A 19850-nucleotide genomic window follows, 5' to 3' on the forward strand; every position below is an offset into this window, starting at 1 on the left:
GGCAGTGGATCAGCCGACGGCTTGCTGTTCGGCGCGGGCTCGGGTGGCGGCGAGGCGGTAGGAGCCGGTCCCGGTCTCGATGATGTCTCCGCTGAAGGTGCAGTCGACGATGGCAGCGCAGAGACGAGGGCCGGTGAACGTCTTCGTCCAGCCGGAGAACTATTCATTCGAGACGATCGCCACGCTTGCGGAGAAGACCGCGACCCACACGGAGGCCAGGAGGATTGACGCGGCAGCGAAGACAGCCCACCTGTTCCTGATGGGCGTGTACGTGACCCCATCATCTGATCGCCCCCTCCTCGGCGCAGTTGTTCTAGCCGCCAGTTGATGAGATCTCAGCGCATCAGCACCCGATGCCAGAGCAAAAGCCGGGAAGACGGACAGGGAAACGGCCAGTACCAGATCGAACGGCACACCCAGGAAGTAGTCCAGGGCCATTCCCGCAACAACTCCCATCCCGGCCAGGAACGCCCAGTGGGCCGCAGCGAGGCCGAAGATTCCCTCGGCCTCGGCAGGAGAGCACTCTCCCTGCTGGCCTCGGCGCATCCATTCGGCAATATCAGCTTGGTAGTCCGCCGACCCCCTGCCTTTTTTGGAGCGTCGAAGAACAAGTCGGTAAAGTATTTGGCCAAGGCGGATCGGCGCCGCTTCGAGCCCACCGAACCAGCGGTCGACAAGGCCGGGTTTGGCACTGTTCTGCATCACTCTGCTGCTCTCTGTGAAGGGACGTCTCGCGGGCTCTGGCGCGGTCGAGGCGGCCGTCCGCCCGTCCCGAGCCGGGGCTCGGGACGGGCGGCCGTCCGCTGGAAGCGGCGATTACGCCAGGAACTGTACTCACCATGGATACTGCGCGCGGCCACGTATCCTCCGTAAGAGAAATCCACTCGGTTGACCCGTTGCGCAGTCGTACCGTATCTGCGCGCCTGCTTCGCCGCCTTGCTCCTCAGCCTCTTGTTCTTGAGCCCCAGATTCCGGACCCCCTTGGGGAACCTCTTCGGGATAGCCCTCACAGCGGACGTGCCGGAGCGAAGCGAGGCGCCCGCCGCCCAGGTGACCGCTGTCAGACCGCCGATGACGGCTTCGCGGCGGTTTCCCTGCTTCCAGTCGTGAGCGGCGATCCCCAGACTGATGGCGGCCGACGCCCCCGCGCAGACCGCGCAGCCGAACCTACCGTCCAGGTCGTAGCAGTTGACGGGACCGGCCTTGCAGTACTCGTGGGCGTTGCCGCCGGGGCCGGGGCCGGTGGTGAGGAAGCGTCCGGTGGCGGGGTCGTAGAGGCGGCCCCCATGAGGCTGAGGCCGCTGGGGGTCTCACTGGAGCGCTGCTTGCTGCCGAGCCAGCCGAACGCGTCGGTGGGGACGTCGCCCGCGACCGTTCCGGCCCCGGGCGAGGTGCAACCTGGAGTACCGGAGTCCTGACAGGATGGCCGGCCGGGCTGGAGGTAGGCGGTGATGCCGAACTGGTGCACGAGGTCGGTGAAGGCTGCCTGGGCGGTCTCGCGCAGCAGGTCATCCTCATCGGCGGGGCTCGCCAGGGCGGTCACGGGCTGGATACGGCACGGCCGGCGGCCCTGGTCGGGGATGGTCCTGAAGCCGCCGTGCTCGGTGATGACCAGGGTCATTGGCGCCGGTTCGGCGGTACGGAACGGCGGCGGCCTGCTGGTCCTTGTCCTTGGCGGCGGCTCCATAGACGTGGTGGCGGCCATAGCGCTGGCGGGGATGTCGATGCCCCGGAAGCTGCGGACGCCGTCGGGCGAGGCGAGGGTGGTGAAGGTGAGGTCGGGCAGGTAGGGCTGGACGTGGTTGCGGCTCCACTGCGCGTACTGCTGAGTGTTCGCCTCATCGAGGTCGATGCCGATGGCTTCGCGGAGCAGCAGGTACGCCGCAAGCGTCATGGGAACGTGAGGGACATGAGGCCTGTAGTTGGCGCGAGCTAGGCCGACGGGAGTCTGGCCATGGACTACTCGTAGATCTTGGCCGCTTGGAGTGCACGGGCGATGAAGGTCCAGTCACCGCCTGTTGGAAGCTCTTTGCCGAAGTTCTGATACCAGCCCGGGGAATCGTCCACCCACGCGGCGAGGGCTTCGAGGAAGCTGCCGAGTGTGTTGTTCTCCCACGCATCGCCTTGCCGCAGGAAGTCCTGGTGCAACTTGTGAACGAAGACGACCATTTCCTCACGGCTGCGGATCTCATCATCGGGAGTAAGGGATATGACGGCAAGATATCCGATGGCCCCGTCGGACGGTCCTCGGGTCAGGTCAGTATCCGATGGCCTCTCGGAGCAGCAGCACGGTGCCGCGCCCTGGGTGGGGCTCCGCGTTGAGGATGAGCAGGCGGTTGACGGCGCTGGGCATCCCGTACACCGCTTGGGCGCGGGCGTTCTCCAGCGGGAGGGCGTGCTCCTCGACGCGGCGCAGTGCTGTGCTCAGGTCAGGCACCACCTTCTGCGCGCCGACGATCCATACTGCGTGGGCGGCGCCGCCCGCGTTGGCGGGGAGTTGGCTGCCGCTGCCCGAGGCAAGAACGAGCGAGCCGGTCTCGGTGACCGCGGCGACGCTGTTGACGACGAAATCGGGGCCGGTGACCAGCCTTCGGATCTCGTCGGCGCCGGTGGCACGGTCGATAGCCAGGACGCGCGGCCTGACGGCGTCGTACCGGCCGCCGACATTGATGTCCTCGTCGATGCCGGACAGCCGGAGGGTCTCGCTGGCCCCGGTGAGCACGCCGGCGCCCTCGGGGACCAGGTCCCTGACCCGGGCGCGCGCGGCTGCGGCGTCGTCGAGGATCTCGGCGGCGAAGCCGTTGGCACGCAGCGCGGCGGCTGTCCGCTCCAGCCGTTCGGCCGATGCCGGGTCGGCGAAGGATGCGGCCGACGCCGGGGTGGCCGTGGCGTCGGCCGGGTGGATCGCGGAGCCCTGGGCCGGGTGGGGCGCCGTGCCCGCCAACGGGGAGGTGTCGAGGTACCTGACCTCGTACACCCGCTCGGCGAACTTCCAGCCCTCCGCGGTGCGCTGGTAGCGGTCGTGGTAGACGGCGTAGTTCAGGCCCTGACGCCCGTCGCGGGTGCGTGCGATTTCCTGGATGTAGGCGCGGCCGGTCGCGGTGTCGCCGTCGAGCAGGATGGTGCCAGGGTGTGTGGTCTGTACGAAGAAGTCCCACTGGCTCTGCAGCCGCTCGCCCCCGGCACGGATCTCCTCCCGGCCGACCTGCTCGGCGGGGATGTCGGGCATGCGCAGGGCACCGTCCGGTGTGAACAGCGATGCCAGGCGGGGTCGGTCGCGCATCATCGCCGCGTCGGTGAACTCGCCGCGCAGTGCCTCGATCTCGACGCGGTCCGCGATGGCCTGGAAGTCGTTCATCGGAGTCCCCTGTCCGTCTTGTCGCCGTCCTCACCGGTACGACAACGCAGCCCTTCGGAATGTGAGGCGGCGCGTCGGCCGCACAGCCCGGTGCGCTGTCTTGTCGTAACGGGTAGGGGCACAGAAGCGAGCGGGAGACGGCCGGACCCCTGGTACGGAGTGGGCTGAGTACCGGCTGCTCGGCTCGGTACGTCGCTTCGCTGGTCCGGAATGGCGTGGTTCCGGCGACGGACCAGCCCATACCGCAGAAGCCGGCTACGCGGTCTTCGCGCGTCCACAGGCCGGTGATGCCGATCTGCACCGCGCCGTGTACCAGGTGCTTCGGTACGTACAGCAGGGCCGGTGCGCCCGGGTCGGGGGCGTACTGCTCCACCGCGCCCGCGCGTGGTCTGATCGGTGGCTCGGCTCCACGGCGCAGCACCGCACGCCGCCGGCCGACAGTGAGGCGCCTGGCGGTAGGGATGCTCGGTGCAGCAGCGAGAACACCGCACCGCCGTAGCCCAGCCCGCTGTCCGGGGCGAGGACGAGACCGCGAGGTGGGCGTGGGCGGCCATGGTGCGGGTGACGGGCCGGTGCCAGCCCTGGTGGCGGCGGCCCTGGCCGGAAGACGACCCCGGTGCCGCGGCCCGGTCTGGTGGCCTGATGTGACCAGTCGGTGAGCGGATGTTGCGGTGCAAGGTTTCGTGGGCCAGGGCGATTTCGGGCGGCAGCGCGGTACGGATCGGTTGCAATCCGGATGTATCCGGCGTCGCTGCTGTGTATGGGATGCCGAAGGGGGTGTTTTGCGAGGCTGATGGCCAGTACGGTTCTCCGACCAGGTGATCAAATCCGGTCACTCTGTCCCTCTGTGTTGGAGACCGGTTTATGCGAAGACAGTCTGTGGGAAGCGGCGCTGCGGTGGTGATCGCCGTGGTACTCGGTCTGGTGGGCACGGCGATACCGGCGCAGGCCGTGTCAGCCAAACCCGGCGTGCGGGTGTCGCCTTCGGGGAGCTCCCTGAGCCGGACTCAGGCCGTCAAGGTGTGTCCGACGAACATCCGTGACGCCGTGACGATCCGGGCGCGGGTCCTGGTGGGCAAGGCATGGAAGGCCACTTCGGCGAAGCCGAAGAACGGCAGCGCCTGTGCCTCCCTCGTGCCGGGCAAGCTCGTGGCGAAGCCGGGCAAGTACAAGATGCAGTACCAGGTGCTCCGGCGTAAGGGCGCCACCGTCACGGCGGCCAGGACCACCAAGGTCGTGGCGTCGGCGGTGAAGGTGTCCAAGCCCGCCGTGAGCGCCAAGAAGGTCTCGGTGGCGGTTTCGCCGGTCTTCGGGCAGAAGGTGGCCCTCCAGGTCAAGTCGGGCGCCTCCTGGAAGGCTGTCGCCACGGTGGCCGTAAAGACGACCGGCCGGTCGCAGACCGTTTCCTACACCACGCCGAAGGCCGCCGGGACGTACCGGGTCCTGTCGCAGAAGGCGACGTGGGCCCTGGCGAAGGCGTCGTCCTCCTTCACCGTCACCGTCCCGAAGCCGACTCCGAAGCCCACCCCGACCCCCAAGCCCACCCCGACCCCCAAGCCCACTCCCACCCCGAAGCCCACCCCGACTCCGACCCCCAAGCCCACGTCCACCCCGACGCCGGAGCCGTCGTCGCAGACCCCCACCCCGGAGCCGTCGTCCGAGCCCCCGACGCTGCGCCTCGTCTTCGACACCTCCGCCGCGTACTGCGACATCGAGGACCCGGTCACGCTGTCGACGCCCGGCGCCGACGGAACCATCTCCTGGGGTGACGGCCAGGCCCCGGTCGCCCTGTCCGACGCCCCGACACGCACCTTCACCACCGAGGGCGTCCACGAGGTGACCCTGACCGGCACCATCCCGGCCCTGCACGCGCTGGCCTCCGGCGCGGACTGCCTGACCCAGGTGGACCGCTGGGACGCCGGGACCGGCACGACCGACCTCAGCGGGGCCTTCCAGGACGCCTCCAACCTCACCTCGGTGGCGACGCCCCCGCCCGGTGTGACCACGCTCGCCTACACCTTCAGCGGCGCCGACTCGTTCAACGGCGACATCAGCGGCTGGGACACCTCCCAGGTGACCACCCTCCAGGGCACGTTCCGCTGGGCCTCGTCGTTCAACCAGCCGATCGGCGGGTGGAACACCTCCCGGGTGACCAACCTGGACAGCACGTTCTACAGTGCCTCGTCGTTCAACCAGCCCATCGGCGGGTGGAACACCTCCCACGTGACGACCATGGCCTCCCTGTTCTACGGAGCCTCGTCGTTCAACCAGCCGATCAGCGGCTGGAACACCTCCCAGGTGACCAGCCTGAGCGGCACCTTCGCCACGGCCACCGCGTTCGACCAGCCGATCGGCGGGTGGAACACCTCGCAGGTGACCAACCTGGACAGCACGTTCTACAGTGCCTCGTCGTTCAACCAGCCCATCGGTGACTGGGACACCTCCCACGTGACCACCCTGAGTGCGACGTTCTCCAGGGCCCTGGCCTTCAACCAGCCCATCGGCGGGTGGAAGACCTCCCGCGTGACGGACATGAACACCACGTTCTCCAACGCCTCCTCGTTCGATCAGGACCTGAGCGGCTGGAACGTCGGAGCGGTTGTGGTCAGGGCAAACTTCGACACGGGTGCCACCTCCTGGCAGGACGCGAGCAAGCCGCGCTTCTCGTGACACCGGCCCGGTCATCCGACCGGGATCAGGCCGCAAGGCCACACACATCGGGCATGCGGAGGCCGTAGCCGCCAAACGCCCGGGGGCGGTCCGCCACCTGCCGGCGGACCGCCCTTTCGCATGACGGCCCGGCAGGGCTTCGGCCAGGCTGCGGACGGCCACCGCCCCCACCCGAGCGGTGTCCACCCCGACGGAGCTGTCGGCCGCCCCGGGGCCGCCGGGCGGTGCCGGGGCGGCCGCCGCAGCTGCTACCCCTCGCGCACCTCGAACGCGAGGGGCGCTGACCGAACCGCTACTGCCGACCCCCGGCTGCGAGAGTCCGACCGGCGGCCGACCCGAGAAGCACCCGCGCCGCGAGACTGCCGACGCCATCCGGTATGTCGTCGACGCCGGCAGCGAGTGGCGCGCTCTGCCGAGGGACTTCCCGCCCTGGCGGACCGTGCGGGGCTTCACGGCCCGGTGGGCGACCCGCACACCCATGAGCCGCACCGGGCCGCCCGCGCGTCGTCGTTGCAGACCGTCGCCTGAGCGGGCCGCCCGGTCCCAGGACCCGGCGCCCGGAGACGCCTCCCGTACCGGCGGCGGCTGGGCGACCCGGCCTCCCGTCAACCCCGGCACCGAGCGTTGCAGTGCAGGGCTGCCAGTGGTCAGGCCAGTGCTGCTGCCAGCAACGCCGCGGCATCGGCGACCAACGGTTCGTCCGCAGCTGCGTCGGTATCGTGTCGGGTGGACAGAACCGCCATCACGATCGGTCCCCGGCCAGGCGGCCAGGTGATCCCCACATCGTTGGCGGTGCCGTAGCCGCCGGTACCGGTCTTGTCCGCGACGGTCCAGCCCTTGGGCAGTCCCGCGCGGAAGCGGTTGCCGCTGGTCGTGTCGGCGAGCAGCCAACCGGTCAGCCGCTCGCGGTCCCGCGCTTCGAGGACGTCTCCCAGCACGAGCCGGGCGTAGGTCCGGCCGATCGCGCGGGGGCTCGAGGTGTCGGTCACGCGTCCCGGCTCCGCCGAGTTCAGCTCGGGCTCCCACCGGTCGAGCCGGGTCACCTCGTCTCCGGTGGAACGACAGAAGCGGGTGACCGCACTCGGGCCGCCGAGTTCGCGCAGCAGAAGTTTCGCCGCCCCGTTGTCGCTGTAGTCGATGGCGGCGGCGCACAGGCCCGCGACGGTCATGCCGCCCGCGAGGTTCTCGGGCAGGCCCGTGATCGGCGCGTAGCCCGACTCCGTGACGTCCTCCTCGGTGTACCGGATGCGCTTGACGAGGAACTCGCCGTCCCGGTCGAGGTCCCTCAGGACAGCGGCCACGGCGATCGTCTTGAACGTCGAGCACATCGGGAACAGCTCGTCCGCGCGGTGCAGCACGGTCCTGCCCGTCACCATGTCGCATGCGAAAACCCCCAGCCGCGCAGCATGCGCCTGCTCAAGAGCCCGCAGCTGCCCCGTGATCCCCTCGTCGGCCGCGCCCCGCGCGAACGCCCTCCCCCCGGCCGGGAGAACAACGGCAAGGGCCGTGGCGGCAGCCCCGGTAAGAACCCCACGCCGACTCGGACGCACTTCCATGACCATCCCCTCTGCTCATGCGGCCACCGGGCACGACGGTCATCACTGTCAGGCTGTCCCAACCCATTCATCCCACGACAGCGCCAGCCCTACCCACCGGACCGGCACCACCGACCCTCAAGGGCGACGGCCTCCACCGGGCGGGGCCGGGGCCGGTGGCGACTGGGGCGGGCTGGCAGCGCCGGGAGGGCCGTGCGCGGCACGCCTCCGGTGCGGGTACGGCCGAAAGGATGGTTCCGCACCGCTGCCGCAGTGGCGGGAGAGCGGACGGGCGGCCGTGGCAGACCATGGCTACGCAACGGCCGCCCCGCACCCTGCGCGGGCGCGCCATGGCCGAGGAAGGGAAGACCATGGCTACGTACAACACCGAGATCCAGTGGGGCGGCCCCGAGGGGGACTGGCACGCCGACAAGGACCTCTCCCTCAGCATCGCCAACCGCAGCGCGGTCGTGCCCGCCGACGGCACTCCGGCGCCCGGCACCTCGGTCAGCTGGAACAGCCCCGAGGGCAACGCCAACATCACCTTCTTCGACGGCGGCACCTTCCAGGGGACCGCCCAGTTCCCCGACGAGGGCCCGGTCGGTTACCGGGGCAGCGTCAAGGCCTGAACCACTGCCCGCCCGGACCTGTGGCTGGATGGGTCTGAACCGTCGGTGAGCCCGCCGTCCCGCTCGTGGGACGGCGGGCTCACCGGTGTCCGGGGCCGGAGTGGCAAGGACAGCGCCTCGTGCAGGCGGCGCTGTGCGCCCGGGGGTGTCCGCCAGGCGGTGTGTGTCCAGCGGGCGGGCGGCCTGGACCTCGTTGGTGAGGGTCGCCCGGCGGAACCGGGCCGGCGAGCGCGGGATCAGCGGGTGAGGACCCGGCCGAGGAAGCCGCGCATATAGCCGGAGATGGTGTCAAGGTGGCTCTCCAGCGCGAAGTGGCCGGAGTCGAGGAGGTGGACCTCGGCCTCGGGAAGGTCGCGCTGGAAGGCACGGGCGCCGTCGGGGCCGAAAATCTCGTCGCCCGCTCCCCAGACCGCCAGCAGGGGGACCTGGCTGGCGCGAAAGTACTCGTGGAGCCTGGGGTAGAAGTCGACGTTGGCCGGGTAGTCGCGGAAGAGCTTCAGCTGGATCACGTCGTTGCCCGAGCGGTCGAGCAGGGCCTGGTCGTGGGTCCAGGTGTCGGGGCTGACCAGGCTGGGGTCGGGGACGCCGTTGCAGTACTGCCAGCGGGTGGCGTCCAGGGTGAGGGCGGCGCGGACTGCTGGTTCGGTGTCGGGTCCGGGGGCTGCGGCATAGGCGAAGAGGCCGTCCCAGAAGGACCTGACGAACCCCTCCGTGTAGCCGTTGCCGCTCTGAGTGACGATCGCGGTGACCTTCTCCGGCGAGCGGACGGCCAGCCGCCACCCGATGGGGGCACCGTAGTCCTGGACGTACATCGCGAATCTCCCGACGCCGAGCCGCTCCAGGAGCCCTGCGGTGACCTCGGAGAGTGCCTCGAAGGTGTAGGCGAAGTCGTCCAGGGTCGGCATCGCGGAGCAGCCGAAGCCGATGTGGTCCGGGGCGATGACGTGGTAGCGGTCGGCCAGGGCCGGGATGAGGTGGCGGAACATGTGGGAGCTGGCCGGGAAGCCGTGCAGCAGCACGACGGCCGGTGCCTCGCTCGGGCCGGCCTCCCGGTAGAAGACCTCCAGGCCGTCGACGGTCGCGCTGCGGTGGTGAACGGTAAAGGTCATCTCTCACCTCGCGGTTACAGCTCGGGGCCTCCCCCGGGCGCTCCCGGTAGGAGTAGCGCGGCTCCTGCCAGGGGTCACCGAGGTTGTGGTGGCCGCGCTCCTCCCAGAAGCCTCGCCGGTCGGCGCCATATACTCCACCGCGCGCAGCCATTCGGGGCCCTTCCCTGCGTACAGGTGCGGCCTGGACATCTGGCGAAGCTGATCCGGTCACGGCACTAGCCGACGTAGGGGTTGCCGCCGAGCCAGGTGGTGCCGTCGATCAGTTCGCGCACCGCGTCCACGTGACCGCTGTGTTGGCCACGACCGGGCCTCGGCTCCCAGCCGATGCGGCGGTCCGGCTCGTACGCGATGACGTGGTTGTTCATCTCGTAGTCGCCGTAGCGCTCGTTGTGCATCCGCATCACGAAGACGTCCCCGACACCCGAGACCACGGCGTCAAAGACGCTACCGCGCAGCATCCCCGAGCCGTCGAGGTCCGGGTGCCGTCCGGGGTCGGCCAGGTTCCGGAAGATGCCCGCCGCCGGTGCCCCGATGCGCCGGGACACCACCACCACGGGCTCGCCTGTCGTACTCATCGTCCCCCCTCCGTCAGCCGCAGGCAGAGCATGAACCTGACTCCGAGCTGGACGCTACAAGGCAGGTATGACAACGCCTGGCCGGGCACGTGCGAGTTCGCCCTGCGCGCACTCCCAGCGAACCGGTTCCGTCGCCGGTGCCACATGCCGTCGGGTGCGCGGCGACCCCCTCCGGCGGACCAGATCCTCATGACCCTCGCGATGCCCACGACCCCACCTGAAAGAGTGGTTTGGCGGCTGATCGGGCCTGTGGGCGGCGGCCGTGAGCGCTACTGGAGACACCGCTCGAAACTCTGCTCGCGGACACCGGGGGCCGGCAGCGGGCTGCGGTGACTTCCAGGAGGGCTCCATGACCAGTTCCAGTTCCGCCGGCCCCGACTCGCTCCTGCGCCGCAACCTCGGCGAATGGCGCATCGCCCTGGTGGCCTGGCGGCTGTTGGTGCTACAGACGGCGCATCCCGTCGTCGCCGCAGGCATGGCCCGGTACTCCACCTATCGCGCCCACCCGTGGCGACGCGTCGAGCACACCATGGACAGCGGCAGGCGCCTGTTCTTCTCCGACCGCGACGGCCTGCGCCGCGAGGTCGCCCGGCTGGAACGCACCCACCGCCGCATCCGCGGCACCGACCGGCAGGGCGCTCCGTTCACGGCGGAGGACCCCGAGGTGCGGGCCTGGGTGCTGGTGACGCTCTACGAGTCGATCACGGCGATGCGTGAACTGTCCGGCGACCCTTTCACGCCCGGCGAACTCGACCGGCTCTACGGTGAGTTCCGCGCGGTCTGCGCCGAGTTCTCCCTGCCCGACGGCGTCCTCCCGCCGACCGCCGCGGACGTGCCGGGGTACGTGGAACGCACCATCCGCGAGCGGCTGGAGTACGGGCCGGAAGTGCGCTACCTGCTGTTCGAGATGCTGCGCCAGGCTCCCCGCCCCCGCAGGCTGCGGCGTGTGGGGCCCCTGTGGCCGCTCTTGCGTGCCCTGATCGCGCGCACGATGCTGGCGCTGACCGTCGCCGACCTGCCGCCCGCCTTCCGCGAACGGTTCGGCATCCCTCGTACCCGTAGCGCCGCCCTGCTGTCCTGGGCCCTCCACCACGGCATGCGCCAGACGATGACCCGGCTGCCGGACCGCCTGCGTTACCGCACCCCTCCCACCGGCACGGCACCGGTCACGCCCCCCGCCGCCGAGAGCACCACTCCGGCCGCCAGGCGCATCCCCCGGCCCCGGCTCCCCGGCCGGCCCGACGCCCGCCGGGCACGGCTGGACGCGTTCTTCCGGCAGGTCCTCGACCAGACCGGAGACGGTTACATCGACGCCTCGGACCTCCAGGCCATGGCACACAACATCTGCTGGCCGCTGGAGCTCCCCGCCGAGCGGGAGGCCGAGGTGTACGCCGCCTTCGACACCTGGTGGCAGCACATCCGCGCCGCCATGGACACCGACCACGACGGACATGTCAGCCGTGCCGAATTCGTGCAGGCCATGCTCGCCGGTGTCGACCGCGACCCCGACTATCTCGACAGGGGTCTGCACATCGCCCTGCGCGCCTTCTTCCACGCCGCGGACACCGACGGTGACGGCCACCTCTGCGCCGACGAGTACCGCGCCGTCTTCGGCGGCTCCCGAGTCCATCCCGCCGAGGTCAACCACGGCTTCCGCCAACTGGACGTCGACGGTGACGGCCGGATCACCTTGGAGGAGTTCGTCCGTGCCTTCACCGACTTCTTCACCGCCCGCACCGATACTGCCGCAGGCAGCTACCTGCTCGGTCGGCCGTAGGGCCGCCAGCGGACCCGCGCGTCGGCGGCTTGCCCGTGCGCGACGGCGGTGCCCTCACCATGGACCGGCCTCGGGCGGCCGCGTGTCGCGGCCACCCGAGGCCCCGTACCGCCGTCGACCGGGTCGACCACCGGTACGGCAGCCGACGGCAGTTGGGCGACGCCGACGGCCAGGGGCGTGGCCGAGGACCCGCTGCTGATGCGGGGGCAGGAAGCAGAAGGTGGCGATCCAGAACAGGCCGAACTGCCTGGGCACACCCAGGGATGGGTCTGGGGATGGGCGTGGTGGTTGGGATCGTCCTCGCAGGCCCTTCACCGGGCAGGACGCGCCCACCATGGCTTGGGGCAACAGGCGGATTCGGGGGTGGCCGGTCAGCGGACAGCGACATAGTCGCTGGTGGCGGCGGAGCGGCGAACGTGTAGCGCCAGTGGCTGAACGCCCGCGTGCGCCGCCCGGCCGGACGCCCGACTGGCCCTGTGGTCCTGGCGGGCGCCGTGGCGGTGTCACTCGCAGAACACCTTGACCTTGGCGTCGTGGTCGTCGACGTCGATGATGACCTCGTCGAGCTGCTCGATGAGCTCCTCGATGTGCTGCGGCTTGAGTTCGGTGAGGTCGATCGGTACCCCTGACCTGTTCAGCTCCGCGTTGACCTTGGTGAGCGCCTGCGGCGGGATCAGGCTGGCGAGTCGGACCCCGGCGCGCAGCAGCTGGAGCGGGATCTGGACGTTGACCCGGCTTGGCCCGTCGCCGTCGGAGCCGTCCACCGCGTTGACCACCAGGCGCAGGTACTTGGGCCGGGGCTTCGGGCGGGACGCGGCTCGCGGCGCCGAGTCGGGCTGCTGCCGTTCGAGGGCGCCGATCAGCCGCTCGGCCTCGTCCGCAGTGATCTTGCCCTCCGCCAGCATCTCCAGGACCTGGCGGCGCTGCTCGTTCATCGTTGCTCCTTCTCCACTGAGTTATCTGACGCTTACCAGTACGGCCGCACGGCCCTGCTCGATCTCGAACCGGGTGCCGGGCAGCGCCCACAGCAGTTGCCCGGTGCCGCGCAGCGCGCCCAGCGGGCTCACCCCGGTGGCGAGGCATACGGCCAGTCCGGCCGGCACGGCGATCAGCAGCAGCGGTGACAGCACCAGCAGGACCGGCAGGACAGGGACGTACAGCCGCCGTCTGCGGCCGTCGGAACGGCGATAGCGCACCGTCACCAGCTGCGGGATCATTGGGACCTCTCCAGCTCGGCCAGCGCCTCCTGGATGCTGATCTCCCCCCGCCGCAGGCGCTCGACGACGTCGGCGCCGGTGGGTGCCGGGTCGGTGTCGACGAAGTCGAGGTGCTCGGCGATCCGTTTCAGCCGGGACTTGACCGTCGGATAGCTCACCCCGAAGATCCGCTCCATCTCCTTGATCGAACCGTGCGACCGTACGAACGCGGCAACGAACACCTGGTCGTCGATGCTGAGCTGAGCCAGCTGCGGCGGCTCGAACCGCCCCTCGATCGCGACATCGCTGCCCGCGAGACGGACCCGCTCGACCACAAACGGCCGTCCACGCGTCAGGTCCGTCAGTTCCTCCCAGTCCACCCTTGGCTCCCGTACTCTCGGCAACGCGTCCACTCTCATGTGTACCTTGAGTTTTTTAAGGAGTCAATGAGCATAAGTTGATTTTCTCAACCCAGACTTCAATAGACTGGACGGGAGGTGGACGGGCTGGACGGCCCCGGCCTCCTCGCGAGAGGGGCTTCAGGGGGCGAAGAGGCCGGGGTGGCCACGGACGTACTCGGCCACCCCGACCGGAGGCCGCCCGGTGACCTGCTCGACTCCTTCCGCCTTGCGGTCGTATCGGTTCTCCGCATGAAGGCGGGCCATGGTGGAGATGTGCTGGAAGACATGGTCGGGCAGCCCCAGCGGCCTGAGGTCGCCGTCGATCCACTCCCGCAGCGGGATGTCGGCGTACCTGACCGGTCGGCCCAGGGCTGCGGAGACCTCCGCCGCCATGGCGGCGATGTCCTCCGAGCGCGGGCCGGTCAGCTCATAGACCCTGCCGAGGTGCGGGGCCGGGTCGGCCAGGATCTCCTCCACGACCGCGGCGACGTCGCCGGCCGCCACCGGGGAGGACTTCGCCTGGCCGAAGGGCAGTCTGATGGCCCCGTACTTCGCGATCGAGGAGAAGCCGACCCGGAACAGCGGGTTCTCCATGAACACGGTCGGCCTGACCTGGACGACGGGCAGGCCCGACCAGTCGAGGACCTGCTCCGCCAGCCACTGCTGCCGCTGCTGCACGGACTCGGCGGTGCTGGTGAGGTCCATCTCGGCGACAGTCAGCTGCGACATGTTCACCAACGCTTCCAGGCCCCCGTACGCACGCGCGACCGCCGCCGCCGTCACGGCAGCCTCCAGATACTGCGCCGACACGCCCATGCCGAAGTACATGCGTGCGCAGCCGGCCAGGGCGTCGGCGACATCGCCTGGGCGCGTCAGGTCCCCGACGACGACCTCGGCGCCGGTCGCGCGCAGCGCCCGCGCGCGCTCGTCGTCGCGACGCACCATGGCCCGGACGGGCAGGCCCCGCCGCCGAAGGCCCTCGACCACGGATCGTCCGACGGCACCGACGCTGCCCGCCGCGCCCGTCACCAGAATGGGCAGCACACTGGCTTCCGGGGTGCGGTTCATAGGGGCAGCCTGCGGCGGGCACCCCCAGGGCGCAACCGGAGCCGACGCGGCAGGCCCTCAGCGACCCGAAGCGGGCGGGCAGGCCCACCGGGGCCGACCGGCGGGCGCTGTCCCTGGCGGCTGCCGTGCGGTCGGCACCGGTCGGCAGGCAGGACGGCGCTGGGCATCGGGAGCTCACCGCGCGGCGCGGGCGGACGAGGGTGTCGGGCCGGCCATCGCCGCATGGATGGGGGCCGGGCCGCCGGCACGACCGGCCGCAGAGAAGTTAGGCTAGCCTAACTTCATGTCGATTATCACTCCCGGCCGCGAGCGCGGTGGGGCGCCTCCGGCGGTTGCGCTTCGATGGTCCGAGCCGGTGGTCGGCGGCGCCGCGGTGGTTTCGCCCTATCTGCTGACCACCTCGATCCTCGACGGATCGGAGCGGACGGGCTCGGTGGACTTCGGCGTGCACACCCACGCGGACGCGCTCCTCGTCTGGCCGCACCTCGGCTCGATGACGCTGCACACCAGGACCGCCGTGCGGCGCCTGATACCGGGCCAGGGGATGTGGGTGCCGCCGGACACCCCCCACGCCTCCTCCCCCGATCCGGGCAGCGTCGGCTGCTACACCTATGTGGCCAGGACGGCGGTCCCGCCGCCCTGGTCGACCTTGCGCCCGATGCGCGTGGGGCGCGCCCTCCAGGAGATGCTCCTGCACCTGGGCGCGACATCGATGGCCGACGACCTCCGCCTGCGGACCCAGCGCGTCATCCTGGAGATGCTCCAGGAGGACCCGCTCCCCGTGATCGAAGTCCCCGTCCCGGAGGACCGGCGGATCCAGGCTCTGGCCCATGACGTGATGCGCGACCCGGACGACGACCGGTCGCTGGAGGAGTGGGCGGCCCGCCATGCGCTCAGCGTGCGCACGGTCACCCGGGCGTTCAGCTGCGACCTCGGCATGTCGTTCACCCGGTGGCGCTCGCTGGTGCGGATGTCGGCGGCGACGGCACTGCTGACGCAGGGGCATCCGGTCAACCTCGTCGCGCACCGCTGCGGCTACTCCACGACGAGCGCGTTCTCCGCCGCCTTCCGCCGGGTGACGGGCACCAGCCCGACCGAGTATCTGCGCAAGCAGTCGGCGCCGGCCCCCTGCTGACCGGCGGTGAGCGGCTGACCGGCGGTGAGCGGCTGACCGGCGGTGAGCGGCCGACCGCCGCACCCCGGGCGGCGGCGGGCGCGGCGCGCCCCTGGCCGATTCGCGACGCACCCTGGCCGGTGGGCGACCCTCCTCGGCGGCACGCCTCCCTAAGGTCAACTTAGGCAAGGGTTACCTAACCCGCCAGCTGTGCGGGGCCGGTCACCCGTGTGCCGCACCACTGCGGCGGCATGCACCGCGCATCCGCCGCCGCGCCGTCCCACGGTGCCAGATCCGAGGAGAAGCATGTCCCCATCCATCCCGGCCAGGCGCGGCCTTGGCGCCTGGGCCCGCGTCCTGGTGCCGGCGGTCGCCGCCGTCCTCGTCCTGGCGGGCTGCGGGTCCGCCACCCCGTCCACACCGGGCGCCGGCGCGGCCGCTGCCCAGGCCGACTTCCCGGTGAGCGTCAAGCACGCGCACGGGACCACGACGATCAAGCAGAAGCCCAAGCGCATCGTGGCGGTCAGCTGGATGTCGCTGGACGTCGTCGCCGCGCTGGGTACCGTCCCGGTCGGCGTCGACGAGCAGTGGGGCGGTGACAAGGACGGCTACGACCCGTGGTTCCGCAGCGCGGTGGAGAAGCTCGGCGGGCCGCTCCCCGAGACCCTGAACTACGGCAACGCGGGCGAGATCGACTTCGAGCAGATCCTCTCGCTGCGGCCCGACCTGATCGTCGGCCTGTACTCCGGTATCTCCGACGTCGACTACAAGCGGCTCTCCGAGATCGCGCCCACCATCCCGTATCTGAAGAAGCCGTGGGACGGGGGGACCTGGCAGGAGATGACCCGCACCATCGGCACGGCGATGGGCGAGAGCAGGAAGGCCGAGGCCCTGGTCTCCGACGTGCAGGCCCGACTGGCCGGGGTGGTCCGGGAGCACCCCGAGTTCACCGGCAAGACCTTCACCTACGGGGTGGCCCTCACCCCCGGGGCGACGGAGGTCGGCCTCTACCTCGACTACGACGCCCGGGTCCGGCTCCTGACCGAGCTGGGATTCACGAACACACCGTCGATGGGCGCGATCGCCGGTACCGCCAAGGGCACCAACTGGTACGGCGGAGTGAGTCTGGAGAAGCTCGACACGATCAAGGCGGACGTCTTCGTCGCCTGGGCCAACGGCCCCAAGGAGGTCGAGTACTCCCTGAAGGACCCCGTGTTCTCACGCTGGAAGCCGATCGCCGGGAAGCACTACGCCTTCGTCCAGGACGAAGCCCTGGGGATGGCGACCAGCGGGCCGTCGGTGCTCTCGATCCCCTGGGCCCTGGAACGGTACGTGCCGATGCTCGCCGACGCCGTCGCGGGCAAGGGCGCCACCGGCGCGGACTCCTGATCGTCGCTCGCAGCTCTCCAAGGAACCTCATGACGATCGCATCGCCCCCGGGTGGCATCGCCACCGGCGCAGAGCGTGATCTGCCAGGCCCGCACCACGGTGCGGGCCTGGCCCGGCGCAACCGGTACCGCCTCCTGGTCCTGCTGGCCGCTGTCGGACTCCTGCTCGCCCTGGGCGTCCTCAGCCTCCTCGTCGGCGCACGGGCCATCGCGCCCGGCACGGTCTGGGACGCGCTCTTCCACTTCGACGACTCCGACGAGCAGGTGCTGGTACGCGAACTGCGGGTGCCGCGCACCGTGGTCGGCCTCGTCGTCGGCGTCGCCCTGGGCCTGAGCGGAGCCCTGATCCAGGGCTTCACCCGCAACCCGCTGGCCGACCCCGGCATCCTCGGCGTCAACGCGGGCGCGAGCCTCGCCGTGACCTTCGCCGTCGCCGTGCTCGGGTTCACCGCCGCCTCCCAGTTCATCTGGTTCGCGCTGGCCGGCGCCTTCGGGCTGACCCTGCTCGTCTACACCCTCGGTTCGCTCGGCCCCGGCCGAAGCACCCCGGTGAAGCTCACCCTGGCGGGCGTGGCGTTCAGCGCCGTGTGCGGCGGTCTCACCTCCGCCATGGCGCTCAAGAGCACGACCACCTTCGACATCATGCGCTTCTGGGGGGTCGGGTCCATCGGCGGGCGCTCCCTGGACATCCTCCCGGTCGCCGTGCCGCTCATCGCCGTCGGTGTCCTGCTGGGGCTGCTCAGCGCGGGCTCCCTCAACGCCCTGGCGCTCGGCGACGAGATCGCCCGGTCCCTGGGGACCCGCCTCGCGCTCACCCGGGTGACCGTCATCCTCTCCGTCACGCTGCTGGCCGGGACCGCCGTCGCCGTCGCCGGTCCGATCTCCTTCGTCGGCCTGATGGTGCCCCACATCGCGCGCTGGTTCGTCGGCCCCGACCAGCACTGGATCCTGCCCCTCACGCTCGTCGCCGCCCCCGCCTTCCTGCTGGCCGCCGACATCATCGGACGCGTCGTGCTGCCCTCCGGGGAGCTGCGGGTCGGACTCGTCACCGCGCTCGTCGGCGCACCCGTCCTCGTCGCCCTCGTCCGGCGCCGGAAGGTGAGCACACTGTGACCGCCGAACCCGCCGCCGAGCGCGTCGACTTCGGACGGCCCACCTGGACCTGGCGCCGGTACGGGCTGGCCCTTCGCGGGGACCGGCGCACCATCACCGTCTGCTGCCTCCTCGCCGCCGCCGTGCTCGTCCTCGGGGTCCTCACGCTCGCCACCGGGTCGATCGACCTGACCCCCTCGGAAGTCCTCGCCGCCCTGCTCGACCCGGACGCCGACTCCCAGGCCCGGCTGGTGGTGGTGACCTGGCGGCTGCCGAGGCTGCTGTTCGCGCTCCTCTGCGGCGCCGCGCTGGCGATCAGCGGCGCGATCTTCCAGTCACTCACCAAGAACCCGCTCGGCTCTCCCGACGTGATCGGCTTCGCCTCCGGTTCCTACGCCGGGGCGAGCACCGTCATGCTGCTGCTCGGCAGCGCCGACTACCTCGCCGTCGCGTCCGGCTCCCTGATCGGCGGCGCGGCCGCGGCGCTCATCGTCTACCTGCTGGCCTACCGCCACGGCCTGCACCCGTTCCGGCTGATCATCGTCGGCATCGCCGTCGGTGCCTTCCTGAGCTCCCTCACCTCGATGATGCTGCTCTCCGTCAGCCCGCAGCAGGCGATGCTCGCGGCCACCTGGGGGGCCGGCTCGCTCAGCGGGCTCGGGTTCCAGCAGTTGGGGCCCGCCGCCGCCGTCTTCGCCGTCCTGCTGGTCTGCTCGGCGGCGGTGGTGCGGCCCCTGGTCCATCTGGAGATGGGCGACGACACCGCCGTCGCCCTCGGCGTGAGCGCGCAGCGCGCCCGGCTCGGCGGCACCCTGGTCGGGGTCGCGCTCACCGCGCTGGTGACCGCCGCCGTCGGCCCGATCGCCTTCGTCTCCCTGGCCGCTCCGCAGATCGCGCAGCGCCTGACCAGGAGCTCCACCACGCTGCGCCTCGTCCCCGCGGCGCTGACCGGCGCCGCCGTCCTGGCCGCGGCCGACTTCGCCGCGCAGCGTGCCGACCTGCCCGTGGGCGTCGTCACGGTCTGCGTCGGCGGGGCTTATCTGGCCTGGCTGCTCGCCCGGCAGTACGCCGACCGCCGATGACCCCGTCCCGACGCCGCGAGGAGCACCCGTGACCACGGCAACCGAACAGACCCTCACCCCGTACGCAGCGCGCCTGGAGGTGCGCGGCGCATCCATCGGCTACAACCGCCGACCGGTCTCGGAGCAGCTGAGCGTGCGGATTCCGGACCAGTCCTTCACCGTCGTCATCGGGCCCAACGCCTGCGGCAAGTCGACGCTGCTGCGGGCCGTGTCCCGCCTGGTGGCGCCCTCGTCCGGACAGGTCGTGCTCGACGGACGGTCGATCGCGAGCTACCGGGCCAAGGAGGTCGCACGGCGCCTCGGGCTGCTGCCGCAGACCTCGTCGGCGCCCGACGGGATCACCGTCGCCGAGCTGGTCGCCCGGGGCCGCCACCCGCACCAGAAGCTGCTGCGCCAGTGGACCGCGCAGGACGAGCGGGCCGTCCTGGACGCGATGGCCGCCACCGCCGTCACCGACCTGTCCGGCCGGCACGTCGACGAACTCTCCGGCGGACAGCGCCAACGGGTCTGGGTGGCGATGGTCCTCGCCCAGCAGACCCCCATCATGCTGCTGGACGAGCCGACCACGTTCCTCGACATCGCCCACCAGATCGACCTGCTGGAGCTGTTCACCGATCTGCACCGGGCCGGCCGGACACTCGTCGCGGTCCTGCACGACCTGAACCACGCCGCCCGGTACGCGACCCATCTGATCGCCATGCACGAGGGCCGGATCGTCGCCGAGGGCACACCGCAGGAGGTGGTGACCGCCGATCTCGTACGGAAGGTGTTCGCGCTGGAGTGCCGGATCGTGCCCGATCCGGTCACCGGAACCCCCATGGTCATCCCCCTGGGCCGGCCGCGGGACACCCGGTGA

At 70.9% G+C, this 19850-nt stretch carries 19 protein-coding genes and 3 pseudogenes; 9 read left to right on the forward strand and 13 right to left on the reverse strand.

The genetic code is table 11. The annotated features are described in order from the left end of the window. Window positions 1-9: 9 nt before the first annotated feature. The 5 genes and pseudogenes from ACIQGZ_RS25445 to ACIQGZ_RS25465 all read right to left on the reverse strand — a co-directional run. Window positions 10-186 (reverse strand): annotated as a pseudogene (locus ACIQGZ_RS25445) (AAA family ATPase); the annotation flags it as partial. Continuing rightward, complete coding sequence (locus ACIQGZ_RS25450; RefSeq protein ID WP_402606038.1) at window positions 160-702, reverse strand: hypothetical protein; 543 nt, start codon at window positions 700-702, stop codon at window positions 160-162. The pseudogene ACIQGZ_RS25445 and the gene ACIQGZ_RS25450, both read right to left, overlap by 27 nt. Before the next feature lie 358 nt (window positions 703-1060). Beyond that, window positions 1061-1894: a hypothetical protein gene (locus ACIQGZ_RS25455; RefSeq protein ID WP_402605874.1), complete on the reverse strand. Its 834-nt coding sequence runs from the start codon at window positions 1892-1894 to the stop codon at window positions 1061-1063. Window positions 1895-1959: 65 nt separating this feature from the next. Beyond that, window positions 1960-2169 (reverse strand): hypothetical protein, encoded by a 210-nt coding sequence (locus ACIQGZ_RS25460; protein WP_402605876.1) that lies wholly within the window; start codon window positions 2167-2169, stop codon window positions 1960-1962. 88 nt (window positions 2170-2257) lie between these two features. Then, a complete protein-coding gene (locus tag ACIQGZ_RS25465) occupies window positions 2258-3358 on the reverse strand; it encodes a nuclear transport factor 2 family protein (RefSeq protein ID WP_402605878.1) in 1101 nt (366 codons plus the stop codon). 1047 nt (window positions 3359-4405) lie between these two features. On the opposite strand from ACIQGZ_RS25465, the gene ACIQGZ_RS25470 reads away from it, so the two are divergent. Then, the gene (locus ACIQGZ_RS25470) at window positions 4406-6028 is read left to right on the forward strand and encodes a BspA family leucine-rich repeat surface protein (RefSeq protein ID WP_402605881.1); all 1623 of its coding nucleotides are present in this window, start codon (window positions 4406-4408) and stop codon (window positions 6026-6028) included. 178 nt (window positions 6029-6206) lie between these two features. After that, a pseudogene (locus ACIQGZ_RS25475) lies at window positions 6207-6488 on the forward strand (transposase); the annotation flags it as partial. A gap of 187 nt (window positions 6489-6675) precedes the next feature. Here ACIQGZ_RS25475 and bla read toward each other — a convergent pair. Continuing rightward, the gene (gene bla, locus ACIQGZ_RS25480; protein WP_402605883.1) at window positions 6676-7590 is read right to left on the reverse strand and encodes a class A beta-lactamase; all 915 of its coding nucleotides are present in this window, start codon (window positions 7588-7590) and stop codon (window positions 6676-6678) included. Window positions 7591-7934: 344 nt separating this feature from the next. Here bla and ACIQGZ_RS25485 point away from each other — a divergent pair, with 344 nt between their 5' ends. Then, window positions 7935-8192, forward strand: coding sequence for a hypothetical protein (locus ACIQGZ_RS25485; RefSeq protein WP_402605886.1), 258 nt, complete (start codon window positions 7935-7937; stop codon window positions 8190-8192). 236 nt (window positions 8193-8428) lie between these two features. Here the strand turns inward: ACIQGZ_RS25485 and ACIQGZ_RS25490 are convergent, their stop codons facing one another. The 3 genes and pseudogenes from ACIQGZ_RS25490 to ACIQGZ_RS25500 all read right to left on the reverse strand — a co-directional run bounded on the left by ACIQGZ_RS25490 (window position 8429) and on the right by ACIQGZ_RS25500 (window position 9876). Next, window positions 8429-9301, reverse strand: coding sequence for an alpha/beta fold hydrolase (locus ACIQGZ_RS25490; RefSeq protein ID WP_402605888.1), 873 nt, complete (start codon window positions 9299-9301; stop codon window positions 8429-8431). 22 nt (window positions 9302-9323) lie between these two features. Further along, window positions 9324-9481: pseudogene (locus ACIQGZ_RS25495) on the reverse strand (sulfite oxidase-like oxidoreductase); the annotation flags it as partial. A 35-nt stretch (window positions 9482-9516) separates the two neighbouring features. Continuing rightward, window positions 9517-9876: a hypothetical protein gene (locus ACIQGZ_RS25500; protein ID WP_402605890.1), complete on the reverse strand. Its 360-nt coding sequence runs from the start codon at window positions 9874-9876 to the stop codon at window positions 9517-9519. Window positions 9877-10225: 349 nt separating this feature from the next. On the opposite strand from ACIQGZ_RS25500, the gene ACIQGZ_RS25505 reads away from it, so the two are divergent. Next, window positions 10226-11653, forward strand: a complete 1428-nt coding sequence (locus ACIQGZ_RS25505) for an oxygenase MpaB family protein (RefSeq protein WP_402605892.1) — start codon at window positions 10226-10228, stop codon at window positions 11651-11653. A 503-nt stretch (window positions 11654-12156) separates the two neighbouring features. Here ACIQGZ_RS25505 and ACIQGZ_RS25510 read toward each other — a convergent pair. The 4 genes from ACIQGZ_RS25510 to ACIQGZ_RS25525 form a co-directional block, all read right to left on the reverse strand. Next, a complete protein-coding gene (locus ACIQGZ_RS25510; RefSeq protein WP_402605894.1) occupies window positions 12157-12588 on the reverse strand; it encodes an SHOCT-like domain-containing protein in 432 nt (143 codons plus the stop codon). A 21-nt stretch (window positions 12589-12609) separates the two neighbouring features. Continuing rightward, window positions 12610-12870, reverse strand: coding sequence for a hypothetical protein (locus tag ACIQGZ_RS25515; protein WP_402605897.1), 261 nt, complete (start codon window positions 12868-12870; stop codon window positions 12610-12612). Next, window positions 12867-13229 carry a DUF2089 domain-containing protein gene (locus tag ACIQGZ_RS25520; protein WP_402605899.1) on the reverse strand — a complete coding sequence of 121 codons (363 nt, stop codon included), beginning with the start codon at window positions 13227-13229 and terminating at the stop codon, window positions 12867-12869. Before ACIQGZ_RS25520 ends, ACIQGZ_RS25515 begins: the two co-directional genes overlap by 4 nt. A gap of 159 nt (window positions 13230-13388) precedes the next feature. Further along, window positions 13389-14318, reverse strand: coding sequence for an NAD(P)H-binding protein (locus ACIQGZ_RS25525; protein ID WP_402605902.1), 930 nt, complete (start codon window positions 14316-14318; stop codon window positions 13389-13391). Between the two features lie 283 nt (window positions 14319-14601). Between ACIQGZ_RS25525 and ACIQGZ_RS25530 the strand changes: the two genes are divergently transcribed. From ACIQGZ_RS25530 to ACIQGZ_RS25550, 5 genes are all read left to right on the forward strand, one after another. Beyond that, complete coding sequence (locus ACIQGZ_RS25530) at window positions 14602-15453, forward strand: helix-turn-helix domain-containing protein (protein WP_402605905.1); 852 nt, start codon at window positions 14602-14604, stop codon at window positions 15451-15453. Window positions 15454-15738: 285 nt separating this feature from the next. Then, window positions 15739-16821: an iron-siderophore ABC transporter substrate-binding protein gene (locus ACIQGZ_RS25535; RefSeq protein ID WP_402605907.1), complete on the forward strand. Its 1083-nt coding sequence runs from the start codon at window positions 15739-15741 to the stop codon at window positions 16819-16821. A gap of 29 nt (window positions 16822-16850) precedes the next feature. Next, window positions 16851-17933: a FecCD family ABC transporter permease gene (locus tag ACIQGZ_RS25540; protein WP_402605910.1), complete on the forward strand. Its 1083-nt coding sequence runs from the start codon at window positions 16851-16853 to the stop codon at window positions 17931-17933. Then, the gene (locus ACIQGZ_RS25545) at window positions 17930-18994 is read left to right on the forward strand and encodes a FecCD family ABC transporter permease (RefSeq protein WP_402605912.1); all 1065 of its coding nucleotides are present in this window, start codon (window positions 17930-17932) and stop codon (window positions 18992-18994) included. Before ACIQGZ_RS25540 ends, ACIQGZ_RS25545 begins: the two co-directional genes overlap by 4 nt. A 28-nt stretch (window positions 18995-19022) precedes the next feature. Next, window positions 19023-19850 (forward strand): ABC transporter ATP-binding protein, encoded by an 828-nt coding sequence (locus ACIQGZ_RS25550; RefSeq protein WP_402605915.1) that lies wholly within the window; start codon window positions 19023-19025, stop codon window positions 19848-19850.

This window comes from Streptomyces sp. NPDC092296 (genome assembly GCF_044755465.1).
Classification (GTDB): domain Bacteria; phylum Actinomycetota; class Actinomycetes; order Streptomycetales; family Streptomycetaceae; genus Peterkaempfera.

Bases quoted from the DNA above. Each gene is read 5' to 3' on its own strand.
- ACIQGZ_RS25450 (WP_402606038.1), bottom strand. From the start codon at position 702: ATGCAGAACAGTGCCAAACCCGGCCTTGTCGACCGCTGGTTCGGTGGG.
- ACIQGZ_RS25455 (WP_402605874.1), bottom strand. From the start codon at position 1,894: ATGACGCTTGCGGCGTACCTGCTGCTCCGCGAAGCCATCGGCATCGAC.
- ACIQGZ_RS25460 (WP_402605876.1), bottom strand. From the start codon at position 2,169: ATGGTCGTCTTCGTTCACAAGTTGCACCAGGACTTCCTGCGGCAAGGC.
- ACIQGZ_RS25465 (WP_402605878.1), bottom strand. From the start codon at position 3,358: ATGAACGACTTCCAGGCCATCGCGGACCGCGTCGAGATCGAGGCACTG.
- bla (WP_402605883.1), bottom strand. From the start codon at position 7,590: ATGGTCATGGAAGTGCGTCCGAGTCGGCGTGGGGTTCTTACCGGGGCT.
- ACIQGZ_RS25485 (WP_402605886.1), top strand. From the start codon at position 7,935: ATGGCTACGTACAACACCGAGATCCAGTGGGGCGGCCCCGAGGGGGAC.
- ACIQGZ_RS25490 (WP_402605888.1), bottom strand. From the start codon at position 9,301: ATGACCTTTACCGTTCACCACCGCAGCGCGACCGTCGACGGCCTGGAG.
- ACIQGZ_RS25500 (WP_402605890.1), bottom strand. From the start codon at position 9,876: ATGAGTACGACAGGCGAGCCCGTGGTGGTGGTGTCCCGGCGCATCGGG.
- ACIQGZ_RS25505 (WP_402605892.1), top strand. From the start codon at position 10,226: ATGACCAGTTCCAGTTCCGCCGGCCCCGACTCGCTCCTGCGCCGCAAC.
- ACIQGZ_RS25510 (WP_402605894.1), bottom strand. From the start codon at position 12,588: ATGAACGAGCAGCGCCGCCAGGTCCTGGAGATGCTGGCGGAGGGCAAG.
- ACIQGZ_RS25515 (WP_402605897.1), bottom strand. From the start codon at position 12,870: ATGATCCCGCAGCTGGTGACGGTGCGCTATCGCCGTTCCGACGGCCGC.
- ACIQGZ_RS25525 (WP_402605902.1), bottom strand. From the start codon at position 14,318: ATGAACCGCACCCCGGAAGCCAGTGTGCTGCCCATTCTGGTGACGGGC.
- ACIQGZ_RS25530 (WP_402605905.1), top strand. From the start codon at position 14,602: ATGTCGATTATCACTCCCGGCCGCGAGCGCGGTGGGGCGCCTCCGGCG.
- ACIQGZ_RS25535 (WP_402605907.1), top strand. From the start codon at position 15,739: ATGTCCCCATCCATCCCGGCCAGGCGCGGCCTTGGCGCCTGGGCCCGC.
- ACIQGZ_RS25540 (WP_402605910.1), top strand. From the start codon at position 16,851: ATGACGATCGCATCGCCCCCGGGTGGCATCGCCACCGGCGCAGAGCGT.